11 protein-coding genes are annotated in these 10937 nt (G+C 60.7%); 2 read left to right on the top strand and 9 right to left on the bottom strand.

The features are described from left to right. Positions 1–11: 11 nt before the first annotated feature. From IVB18_RS13320 to IVB18_RS13285, 8 genes are all read right to left on the bottom strand, one after another. Positions 12–989: a biotin-dependent carboxyltransferase family protein gene (locus IVB18_RS13320; RefSeq protein WP_247989553.1), complete on the bottom strand. Its 978-nt coding sequence runs from the start codon at positions 987–989 to the stop codon at positions 12–14. Beyond that, positions 986–1651 (bottom strand): 5-oxoprolinase subunit PxpB, encoded by a 666-nt coding sequence (gene pxpB, locus IVB18_RS13315; protein ID WP_247989552.1) that lies wholly within the window; start codon positions 1649–1651, stop codon positions 986–988. The genes IVB18_RS13320 and pxpB overlap by 4 nt, the downstream gene beginning before the upstream one ends. A 239-nt stretch (positions 1652–1890) precedes the next feature. Continuing rightward, positions 1891–2985, bottom strand: a complete 1095-nt coding sequence (locus tag IVB18_RS13310) for an ABC transporter ATP-binding protein (protein ID WP_247989551.1) — start codon at positions 2983–2985, stop codon at positions 1891–1893. Between the two features lie 10 nt (positions 2986–2995). Further along, positions 2996–4060 carry an extracellular solute-binding protein gene (locus IVB18_RS13305; RefSeq protein ID WP_247989550.1) on the bottom strand — a complete coding sequence of 355 codons (1065 nt, stop codon included), beginning with the start codon at positions 4058–4060 and terminating at the stop codon, positions 2996–2998. Positions 4061–4088: 28 nt separating this feature from the next. Beyond that, positions 4089–4892 (bottom strand): ABC transporter permease, encoded by an 804-nt coding sequence (locus IVB18_RS13300; protein ID WP_247989549.1) that lies wholly within the window; start codon positions 4890–4892, stop codon positions 4089–4091. Next, positions 4892–5824 carry an ABC transporter permease gene (locus IVB18_RS13295; protein WP_247989548.1) on the bottom strand — a complete coding sequence of 311 codons (933 nt, stop codon included), beginning with the start codon at positions 5822–5824 and terminating at the stop codon, positions 4892–4894. The genes IVB18_RS13300 and IVB18_RS13295 overlap by 1 nt, the downstream gene beginning before the upstream one ends. A 220-nt stretch (positions 5825–6044) precedes the next feature. Further along, positions 6045–7247: a pyridoxal phosphate-dependent aminotransferase gene (locus IVB18_RS13290; RefSeq protein WP_247989547.1), complete on the bottom strand. Its 1203-nt coding sequence runs from the start codon at positions 7245–7247 to the stop codon at positions 6045–6047. After that, on the bottom strand, positions 7240–8043 hold the full coding sequence (locus IVB18_RS13285; RefSeq protein WP_247989546.1) for an SDR family oxidoreductase: 804 nt from the start codon (positions 8041–8043) through the stop codon (positions 7240–7242). The genes IVB18_RS13290 and IVB18_RS13285 overlap by 8 nt, the downstream gene beginning before the upstream one ends. Before the next feature lie 237 nt (positions 8044–8280). Between IVB18_RS13285 and IVB18_RS13280 the strand changes: the two genes are divergently transcribed. Beyond that, on the top strand, positions 8281–8973 hold the full coding sequence (locus IVB18_RS13280; RefSeq protein WP_346732629.1) for an SDR family NAD(P)-dependent oxidoreductase: 693 nt from the start codon (positions 8281–8283) through the stop codon (positions 8971–8973). 321 nt (positions 8974–9294) lie between these two features. Here IVB18_RS13280 and IVB18_RS13275 read toward each other — a convergent pair whose 3' ends face one another. Continuing rightward, on the bottom strand, positions 9295–10143 hold the full coding sequence (locus IVB18_RS13275) for an AraC family transcriptional regulator (protein WP_247989545.1): 849 nt from the start codon (positions 10141–10143) through the stop codon (positions 9295–9297). A gap of 368 nt (positions 10144–10511) precedes the next feature. Between IVB18_RS13275 and IVB18_RS13270 the strand changes: the two genes are divergently transcribed. Further along, a complete protein-coding gene (locus IVB18_RS13270) occupies positions 10512–10910 on the top strand; it encodes a hypothetical protein (RefSeq protein WP_247989544.1) in 399 nt (132 codons plus the stop codon). Positions 10911–10937: the final 27 nt, after the last annotated feature.

Genomic DNA, 10937 nt, shown 5'->3' with positions numbered 1-10937 from the left:
TTGACGTCCACTTAAAGCGCTCGATAGAGATCCGCGGTCGCTCGCAACCTGGCGAGGTAATCATTGACGGGAGCCATGGCCGCGACCGCGTCCTGGTAGCTGACCTCGCTGAAGGCGATGAACGACCCTGGCGCCGCCTGGCCGAGGCGCCAGAGATCGGCCTGGATCACGGCGGCCATCTTCGGATAGCCGCCTGCCGTGTTGGCGTCGCTCATCTGGATGATCGGCTCGCCGGCCGGCGGCACTTGCACGACGCCAGCCACCACGCCATGCGAGCGCATCTCGACCGGAACGTCCAATGTCAGCTTGCCTCCGGTGAGACGGTATCCGCCCCGATCGCTCCGCGCGCTGATCTTCCATGTCGTGGACCAGAACGTCGCCCGCATCGCCTCCGAAAATAGATCGTGCTCGCCAGCTCGCATGACACGCACCCGCAGCACGCGCTCCTTCGGCAGACCACTGCCTGCGGTCGCCACATCGGGCGGTTCGACGCCAAAATCGACGCGGCCGTCGTCCGCGCGCTGTGTCGCACCCACCGGCACGATGTCGCCGGCTTGCAAGGCGCGTCCTTCCATCCCCCCGAATCCGGCGCGCAAATGGGTGCTGCGCGAGCCCAGCACGCGCGGCAAGTCGATGCCCCCTCCAAACGTCACGTAGACGCGTGCGCCACGCCTGGGCGCGCTGATCGAGAGGATATCGCCCGCCTTGGCCCGCCTGCACCACCATGATGGAACAGTAACGCCTGCCAATGTGGCGTCATGATCGGCACCGGTGAGCGCAAACGTGGTGTCGCGCGAAAATCGCAGCCGGAAAGGGAACGTCTGGATCTCGATGCCGGCGGCATCGCGATCGTTGCCGAGCAGCGCGTTGCCGGCCTCGAGCGCGACGGGATCCATGGCTCCTGACGTGCTCACGCCGAGGCTGCGCGCGCCATGGCGGCCCCGATCCTGGATGGTGTTGAACGCATGGCTGGTCAATATCTCGATCACAGTTCGATCCGATCGATCCTGAACCTAACGCGGTCACCCGGCAGCATGAGAGACGGCTGGGTCCGCTCTGGATCGAACATCGCAACCGAGGCCCAGCCGATCGCATTCCACCCGTTTGGACTGGTCAGGACTGCGACGCCGGTCTGCATCCCGCCGATGGTTACCGAGCCCGCGCTCATGTTCAGCGAAGGTACGGACTTCCGTGACATGTAGATGCGCGGATCAAGGCCATGAAGGTAACCGAACCCCGGCGAACTCGCGACCGCGCAGACCGTATATTCGCCGTCGCTATGGATCCTGATGACTTCCCGTTCGGACAATCCCGCGCGCATGGCGACCGCAGGCAGGTCGAATCCGTACTCACTGCCATAGACGACAGGAATCTCGATGAGCTTTCCGTCCGCCATGCGGCTTGGCAGACGGTGCCACAGCTCGACTACTGAAGCGCTGAGCACGCCGATATCGTCAGGCGGCTGCTCAAATACCAGCAACACATTGGTGACGCCAATGACAGCCTCCTGGACGTTCGGCCAGGACGATAGCGCATCAGCCAGGGCCCAGACGCGTCCTTGCTGAGTCATGTCAAAATCACCCGGCGCCTCAATCAGCATCGCCAGTGTGCCGATCAGGCTGATCTTCGGGCTTTTCTCGATCGCGCCCACAAAGGGAGCGCCGGGTTGATTAATCGACAAGAACGCCTCGCCAGTCCAACGCCCACCGCGCTGCCACTTTTTGAGTCTAGCCAAGCAGCGGATGCCGATCCAACACGATGTTCATCTGCGGGTATAAGCGATGTCGATTGCCCGCAGGACGACTGGTTGGCCCCGTTCTTCCACCACACGTCCGCACGGATACCGATCGTAGCGGTCCGCGGCGGTACATTCGGCGCTCGCCCCGAGCTTCAGTGGCGCGCAATAACGTGATTGCTCGGAGTTTCCCACCGCGCAACAACCTCTTCGCCCACCGCGTATCGAAGTCCCGCCTGTTGCGACTGATTCTGCTCGAACACGATGATCTGCTCGCCACTCTCTGTTTTAAGATAATAATGACTGACGAAGCCTCGATAGATGGCTTGGTCGACACGCGCCGTCACGCTGTTTGCACGTTGCATCGCCGTCCCCTGAACGGCCTTCTCGACCACAATTGCTTCAGGCCTGATCGAAATCATGACGTCGGTCGCCGATGGTGGAATCTGGTCAACCTGAAGGCTCAATTCGGGCGACACCCGAATGACCGCTCCGCTCCCGTTTCGCTGCTCAACAAGGCCTTCAAACAGATTTGAAGCACCGATGAACTTCGCGACGAATTTCGAGGTCGGGCGCTGGTAGATCTCAGTGGCTGAGCCGACCTGCTCGAGCTTGCCATCGCGCATCACCACGATCTTGTCTGCCATCGTCAGGGCTTCGTCCTGGTCGTGGGTCACCATGATGGTGGTCAGGCCGAGCCTGCGCTGAAGGGCACGCAACTCGACCTGCATGCTCTCGCGAAGTCCCTTGTCGAGCGCCCCCAGCGGCTCGTCGAGCAGCAGCATCGCCGGCTCGATCACCAGGGCGCGCCCCAGCGCGACGCGCTGTTGCTGACCGCCTGAGAGTTGCGCCGGATAGCGCTTCCCGAAGCTGGATAACTGGACGAGATTGAGGGCTTCACTGACCTTCCTTGCGGCATCCGCCTTTGTGATCCCGCGCATCTCGAGGCCGAATGCGATGTTCTCCTCGACGGTCAGATGAGGAAACAGCGCGTAGTTTTGGAACAGCATCCCGACGTTGCGGCGGTGCACCGGAACGTTGGTCATCCTCTTGTCGTTCACGAAGACGTCGCCGGATGTCGGACGGATCAGCCCCGCGATCATGCGAAGGCAGGTCGTCTTGCCGCACCCGCTCGGACCAAGCAGCGCGACCATGTGGCCGGGCTCGATCGCGAGCGACACGTCGTCGACCGCAACGGTGCGGTTGTATTCCTTGCTGAGGCGGTGAAGCCTGACTTCGGAAGACCTCATGGCAGCCTGCCTAGCTCGTGAACACCTGATTATAGCGCTCCAGCCAGGGACCGCGGCGCGGAACGATGAACTTCCAGTCCGGCGTGAACAGCCCGAGATCGGTTGCCTTGGTGTCGGGATAGGCAAGGAACTTGGCCGTCTCCGGCTTAAAGTCGATGCCGCCTACCGACGGCGCGCTGAGAGTCTGCTCGGACAGCATCTTGGCGATCGAGGGCTCGAGAATGCGGTTGATCAGGGCACGAGCGAGCTCGGGCTCGGGCGCATTCTTGACCAACGTCATGCTGTTGATGCCGGTGAACGCACCTTCCTTGGGGAAGGTCATGTCGAGCGGCATGCCCTTGGCCGTGTGTGGATAGATCGCCTTCGAGTATTCGATGCCGCCGATCGTCGCCTGGCCCTGGGCCACCTGCAGCACCTGCGCCTCGCTGTCGTAGATGGTCAGGACGTTGGGCTTGAGAGTCGCGAGCTTGTCCCAGCCGCTATCGACCAGGTATTGCGCCTCCTTCAGCGCCTTTCCCGTCGTGAGCGCCGTCGCCACGATGAGCATCAGCACGCTCTGGGTGTTCTTGGGCGTATTCAGCAGGATCTGCTTGCGATACTTTGCGTCGAAGATCTGCTCATAGCTCTCGAGCGGCTTCGTCACTTGCGGATTTATGAACATGGCCGCGCTGGAGATCGAGAAGCCGACGCCGTAGCCGTCCTCGAAGAGATAGCGCGGATAGACCTTCTCGAGGTTGGGGATTTTGCTGGCGTCGAGCTTGTCGATCAGTCCTTCCTGCTTGGCCTGGGGGATGCCGACGTCATCCATCATCATCATGCTGAAGCGCGGCGTATCACGGGTCGCGCGAAGGGCGGCGATGTTGGAGAGCGTGGCGCCTTCGATCGTGAAGACGCGGCACTTGAATTCAGCCTCGAACTTGGGAATGACCTCCTTCTGGATCAGCTTGCCGAGCGCGGAATTGTAGACGCCGACATGCAGTTGCTTGGCGTCCTGCGCCCACGACCGGCTGATGATCGTCGGGAAGGCAACCGCGGATGCACCGGCTTTAATGAGAGTCCTACGTGTCAGGTTCATGATTTCAATCTCCATCTACCAATGTACATCAGGCAGCCAGCGCGCGGCGAAGGCCGACCAGCTTCTCCAGCAGCAGGACGCCGACCATCGCCATGAGGATGATGATCGTCGACATCGCCGGCACGGAAGGGTCAAAGACGTTGACCAGTTGCCGCATCAAGACGAGCGGCACGGGCGAGTATTCAGAATTCGCCAGCCACATCGTGACCGGGTAATTGTCGAAGGACACCATGAAGGCGAACAGCCCGCCGGCGGCGACGCCGGAGGCGATCTGCGGCAGCGTCACGCGCCAGAAGGTTCGCAGCCGGTTCGCGCCAAGCGTGCGTGCGGCGTCCTCCAGATTTTCGTCCACCAGCTGAAGGCTGGTGACGACCGTGCGGATGACATAGGGCGACGTCACGACCACGTGCCCGATCAGAAGATTGAGCCGGGCATCCTGGGAGCCGAGCTTTGTGAGGATCTGAAGTAGCGCCAGGCCTGTCACCAGCGCCGGGAAAATCAGCGGCGACAGCAGAAACCCCTTGATCGCCGCCAGACCGAAGAAGTTGCCGCGCACCAGCGCAAAGGCCGCCGGCACGCCGAGCAGGAGCGACCCCGCCGTCGTGCCGAGCGCGAGCAGGATGCTCAGCCTCATCGCCTCAAGGAAGTCGCGATCCTGGAGGACCTTGGCATACCATTTCAGCGTGAAGCCTTGCGGAGGAAAGGTCACGAAATAGGAATCGGAGACCGACACCGCCATGACGAGGACAAGCGGTGCCAGGATGAACAGCATCATGCCGGCGGTAATTGTGTAGAGGATGAAGGCGCCGAAGCCGGAAAATCGTTCGTCCATCAGTCGGGCCTCCTGAGACGCCGGCCTTCCAGAAGCCACATCGAGACACCGTTGACCGCGAGGACGAGGCCGACGAGAACGACGGCAATCGCAGCGCCGAATGGCCAATCGTAGACGACGAAGATCTGCTGCTCGATCAAATTGCCAAGCATGATCGCCGAGGCGCCACCCAGGATCGCGGGAATGACGAAGGAGCCGGCGGTGAGCGAAAACACCAGGGTAAAGCCCGCCACGAAACCGGGCATGCTCAACGGGAGCGTCACCCGGAGGAACACCTTCCACCACGGCGCGCCGAGCATGCGGGCCGCATCTTCGAGGTTGGGATCGATCTTACCGAGCGCCGATGCCAGCGGCAGAACCATCATCGGGAAGAACACGTGCAGCGACCCGATGACGACGGCCGCTTCGGTGTACAGAACCGACAAGGGCGCGTCGATGACATGCAATGTCATCAGGACCCAGTTCAACATCCCTTTCGGACCGTTCTGAAGCACCAACTGCCATCCGTAGCCACGAACGACCACGCTGACGATCAAGGGCGCAATGACGATCAGCGTAATGATCCGCGTAATCATCGGCCGGCTCTTGACCATCACCAGCGCGACCGGATAGGCGAGCACCGTCGCGAGCGCCGAGGTGATGATGCTGATCCGCAGCGTCGTCCAAAGCACGCGTGCATAAAGCTCCACATTGATCAGACGTGCGTAGTGCGCAAGCGTGAACGGGCGTCCGATAATGCCGCGGCTATCCTGCGTCTGGATGCTCGAGAGCAGCAGCCCCAACGCCGGATAGAAGAAGAAGTACGCGAGAAATGCCAACATCGGGACGGCAAGAAGCCCGACCGGCAAAGCCAGACGCCACCGCGATCCCCGCCAGGCTGCCGGTGGAGCTTCAGCACCCAAAACCGCCACCGCATCGTCGCTGGTGGTCATCGCTGGCCGTCCTCGACTGCGCGATACCAAGGCCTACCCCTCTTTCCACGAAGCTTATGCGTCGGCATCCTACAGGACCAAGAACATCTTCGTTTAGGGGCATTACGAACGATTATGACAATTGGTTCGGCATATTGCTCCGATATTGATCGACGAGTGCTGCTGGCAGCATCTTTCGCCCTTCGCCGGGGGCGAAGCCCTCTCACATCGCGACGTCCGGTCAGCGCAGGCCTTCGCAGAAGCTCGCGATGCGCCGGCAACCTTCCTTGAGCGCTTCGGTATTGGTCGCGTAGGAAATGCGGAAATACGGGCTCATGCCATAGGCGCCGCCCGGCACGGCCGCGACATGCTGCTCTTCCAGCAGCGCTGAGATGAAGTCGGCATCGGTTTCCAGCCGTCGCCCGGCTTTCGTGGTCTTGCCGATGCACCCGGCGATGTTCGGAAACACATAGAATGCCCCTTGGGGCTTGTGACAGGTGATGCCGGGGATCTGATTGAGGAGCCTGACCACCAGATCGCGCCGGTCGCGATAGATATCCGCGCGCTCCTTCAGGAAATCCTGCGGACCGTCCAGGACCGCGACCGCTGCAGCCTGGCTCAGGGTGCAGATTCCGCCGGTCGCCTGACCGTGGACATTGTTCATCGCCGCGATAAGGTCCTTGGGGCCACCGCAATAGCCGACCCGCCAGCCCGTCATGGCGTAGGCCTTGGACGCGCCATTGACGGTCACGACGCGATTCTTCAGCCTGGGCTCAACCTCGGCGATGGTGCAGAACTTGAAACCATCGTAAGTGAGATGTTCATAGATGTCATCGGTGAGGATCCAGACGTCGGGATATTTCAGCATGACGTCGGCGATCGCGCGCATCTCTTCGCGCGTGCATGCCGCGCCGGTCGGATTGTTGGGAAAATTCAGGATCAGCCACTTCGTCCGGGGTGTAATTGCCGCGTCCAGGTCCGCCGGCCGGAGCTTGAACTGGTTGTTCTCCGGACAGGGCACGGCGACGGGCGACGCCTCGGCGAGGAGCACGATGTCCGCGTAGGTGATCCAGCCCGGCGACGGAATGACGACCTCGTCGCCGGGATTGCAGGTGGCGAACAGCGCGTTGAAGATGATCTGCTTGCCGCCATTCGCGATCAGGATCTCGTCGAGGGCGTAGTCGAGATTGTTCTCGCGCTTGAACTTTCGCTGGACAGCGGTCCTCAGCGCGACGGTCCCAGGCTGCGCGGGATACTTGGTATCGCCCGCCAGCGCGGCCCGATGCGCGGCCTCGATCGCATGCAGCGGCGTTGGAAAGTCGGGCTCCCCGGACGACAGGCCGACGATCTTGATGCCTGCGTCGCGGAGTTCACGCGCCTTGTCCGTCATCGCCGCCGAGGCCGATATCTTCACGGTCTTGAGACGGTTTGCGAGTTCAGGCATCGTCAGCTCCACTTTTCATTTCTTTCAATCGCACGCTTTCGGATCGGCTCGCGAATCGCAGTTCGCCGACGACCTGGAACGTGGGTACAATCTCGATCATCGCGACATTCATCCGCGCCGGCGACCCCACCGCGAACGCAATGGCTTCCGCGATGTCCTCTGACTCGAGCGTCTCGAACGCCCCGACGAAGCGGGCATCCGGGTCGTCGGCAGCGCTTTGACTTTGGAAGATGCTGGTCGCGACCCGGCCCGGCGATATTTCGGTGACGCGAACACGGGTGCCGTAGAGATCGACCCGCAACTGCTGCGACAGCGAATGAACGCCCGCCTTCGTCGCGTGATAGGCCACGGATGAATTGAATGTCGTCGCGTTCTCACCGAAGGCGTAGTGGCCGGCGACCGACGAGACGTTGACCACATGGCCGCGGTTGCGCCTCGCCATGCCGGGTACGATCAGCCGCGTCAGGTGCAGGACCGCGCGCAGATTGACGTCAACCAGCGTGTCGACATCGTCCGGTGCGGTATCCAGGATATTGCCGCGCCGCGACTGGCCGGCGTTGTTGATGAGGACATCGAACTCGGCCGAACTCGCAAGCCGCGTCAAGGCATCGAGATCGTTCACATCGATCGCAGACACGCGGCATGCGGTCTCGGCCGACAGGCCGGCCAGCCGGCGAGCGTCGCGCCCCAGCGCATGAACCTCGAGCCCCTCGGCGCAGAGGCACCGAACCGTCGCAGCCCCGATACCTGAGGACGCGCCCGTCACCAACGCCGTTCGATAGTTCAAAAATCCCATCCGCAGGGCTCTTTTGCAATCAAGAAGAGCGGCGGAAAACTACGTGCGGAGGCCGACGCACGCATAGATCGGATTTGTTCTGCCCTCATAAGGACATCCAATATCCCGGTCGGAGTCGTCGCCTCGCGAGCCATAAGCACACCCGATACCGGCAGAGTGAATTTCTCTTACTCGCCGTCAGTCATGTCCCCTTACATTTCGCGATGCTCTTTGCTCACCCGTAGGAGACGGACTCGGATGTTGGAGGTTGGCAATCGAATCGTCATGGTCTCGGGAGCTTCGCGCGGCATCGGACGCAGCGTCGTCGATCGGCTCCTGTCGGCGGGCTTCCGCGTATCGGCGGGGCTGCGCGATCCGAGCCGCCTCGCTGAGAGCGAGAGACTCATGACGCATCGCTATGACGCCGAAGACGCCAAGAGCCCGATCTCCTGGGTCAACGCAACGGTCGCACGGTGGGGTGGCGTCGACGCCATCGTCAACGCCGCCGGAATCAATCCGAAGGTCCGCGTCTCCGACGAGGGCGAAAGCGAACTCGATGAAATGTGGCGCGTGAACGTCAAGGGTCCTCTGCGCCTCGTCAGAGCCACCCTGCCTCATTTGACCGTCTGCGGCCACGGGCGGGTCATTAATCTGGGGTCCCTCGCCGGAAAACGTGTGGGAAGCAACGTCGGCTACGCGATGACCAAGTTCGCCGTGGTCGCACTCACCCACGGCATTCGCCGGGAGGGACGCGCGGCCGGCATTCGGGCGACGGTGATCTGCCCGGGCTATGTTGCCACGGACATGACACTCAATGACGACGAGATTCCCCGCCATGAGATGAGCCAGCCGAGCGATATCGCCCGTCTGGCAGAAACCGCGCTGATGCTACCAAACAACGCCTCAGTCTCCGAGATGCTCGTGCACTGCCAGTTCGAGCCCATGCTCTGAAGCCCCGGGGAAGACGACCAAATTCGTAGCGGGAGAGCGCTACCTACGTTACCCCCGACCGTTTTCGGCCGAGTTCTTGGTCTCCGTGGCCTAACGGTTGCGGTAGCTGGTGTGCCCCTCCTTCTCCCCTTGTGGGCAGAGGACCGCCGTAGTTCGTTATATTATTCAAATAGTTGGGGCTTCTGTGCCCCTATAGTGTCCCGAGCAGCGCTGGCGAGGCGATGCGAAGCCGCAGCCACCGAGCCCCCACCTCCGCGACTACCTCATCCCTCGCGGCAGGAGGCGACGCAACCTTGACGACCGGCGGTTTTAGAACCGGCGTCACCGCTGGCGCGATTTCACCAGAGTGGCCGACGGTGGTTCGCCGAAGTGAAGGCGATAGCTCCTGGCGAAATCACCTAGGTGCCAAAACCCCAAGGCGAGCGCACACGACTTTACGCTATCCGCTCCGGCCAGCAGTCGTTGCCGTACGAGCCAAAGACGCCTCAGGCGCAAATATCGATGTAGGCTCATTCCTTGGTACCGCTGGACCGCAGCGTGCACGCTGCGCACGGAGACACCAACCTGCCGCGCAAGTTCTTCGCTGTAGATCGGACGTCCAATGTTGCCAGACAATGCAGCTTCAATATTCCGATAAATCTCGAAATGCCGAACGGAGTTCCCACGAGAGGCCCAGCTTGCGTCAACTAAATGGGCGAATGCGGCATCGACGCCGGCAAGCAAGGACTCCCTGATCGCAAAAGAAATATCGCCTGTGTCGTGGGCATCGAACATGGGGGAAACCGACAGGATCTGTCGCACTAGCTCGCGCAACCGATGGTGCGCAGCGGCGCTTGTTTCAAACACGTTCCAATTGGGACCTACTTTGGGCCAGCCACGATCCCGTATCTCCTGCGTAAAAATAATCGACGTGAATTGCCGCTCAGCCCGTTCGACCATGGTGTATGCGGCGCCGTTGCTTCCAATCACGACAGCCGACTGATCTCTTTCCACTCCGTTGAAGCGAATGGGGACGCCGTCGTCCATAGAAAAGCCGACAGCCGTGCAATTTTGGGCAAGCCGACCATTCGCGATCCGTGGAAAGGACTTGGCGAAATTGATGTCCCATCCTGGCAGATTGAGGATGGTTTGCTCAGCAGAAATCCTCCGCACGAGGGGTGTAAATTCCACCTCCAGATTTCGGACGGCAGTTCGATACTGATCGAGATCGGTAAAGCGAAATATCTTTGGCGCCAGTCGTGGGAGAGCTTCGCTATTTGTGCGCGTCAGGTGACATCTCTCTCATCTGGACACCCCGGAATAGTACGGATCGGGCAATCGGCCCTCGAAACGACGGCGCGCCAAAGTTTGCCGAATTTCGATCGCGTATCTATTGCAACCTCAATACTACGATACCGCCGCCCGCAACTCCATAAATGTCTGTTAACCAATTGAGCGCGAAACTTCGATCATTAAACGCGGATACCCACAGCGAATTGGCGCAGCCCTTTGAGCTCCGAAGTTCGCCATCCGAGCGGCACTCGTGTGTGGTCCGTCGAGTGACCTATATTTTTCATCTTCTCCTCTCGCTTTCGAAAAAGCGGAGCTGGAACGGCAGTGATTGCGACACGCAGGAGAACATTGCGACAATGTCTAAGGTCCTAAAATTTCGGCCCGACCAACGCAAATCTGGACCAAGCCTCTTGCGCCCAAGATCATCTGACATTTTGGCCAACATCGCTGCTCTAGTGGCGCAAGTTGAAGCTCTGGAAATTCAAACAATAGAGGACCTGCGCCAAGCCGTCTTCCTTCTTGATCTCGCAAATAGCTCCATCCGATTGATCATCAGGCAAATCAATATGGATGAGATAGCCAGAATGACGTTAGTAGCTCAGTCTGGCAGGATCGAGCAGCTTATTGAGGCAGTACGCACGGAGGCGCCGTATTTATTTGAGTAGGATGGATTAGTTTAGTTAGCCACTGGA

This window comes from Bradyrhizobium sp. 186 (assembly GCF_023101685.1).
Lineage (GTDB): Bacteria > Pseudomonadota > Alphaproteobacteria > Rhizobiales > Xanthobacteraceae > Bradyrhizobium.
Note: the sequence above shows the minus strand (reverse complement) of the source record. Positions and strands in the feature narration are given on the sequence as shown.

Bases quoted from the DNA above. Each gene is read 5' to 3' on its own strand.
- IVB18_RS13310 (WP_247989551.1), bottom strand. From the start codon at position 2,985: ATGAGGTCTTCCGAAGTCAGGCTTCACCGCCTCAGCAAGGAATACAAC.
- IVB18_RS13305 (WP_247989550.1), bottom strand. From the start codon at position 4,060: ATGAACCTGACACGTAGGACTCTCATTAAAGCCGGTGCATCCGCGGTT.
- IVB18_RS13280 (WP_346732629.1), top strand. From the start codon at position 8,281: ATGTTGGAGGTTGGCAATCGAATCGTCATGGTCTCGGGAGCTTCGCGC.
- IVB18_RS13285 (WP_247989546.1), bottom strand. From the start codon at position 8,043: ATGGGATTTTTGAACTATCGAACGGCGTTGGTGACGGGCGCGTCCTCA.
- IVB18_RS13295 (WP_247989548.1), bottom strand. From the start codon at position 5,824: ATGACCACCAGCGACGATGCGGTGGCGGTTTTGGGTGCTGAAGCTCCA.
- IVB18_RS13300 (WP_247989549.1), bottom strand. From the start codon at position 4,892: ATGGACGAACGATTTTCCGGCTTCGGCGCCTTCATCCTCTACACAATT.
- IVB18_RS13290 (WP_247989547.1), bottom strand. From the start codon at position 7,247: ATGCCTGAACTCGCAAACCGTCTCAAGACCGTGAAGATATCGGCCTCG.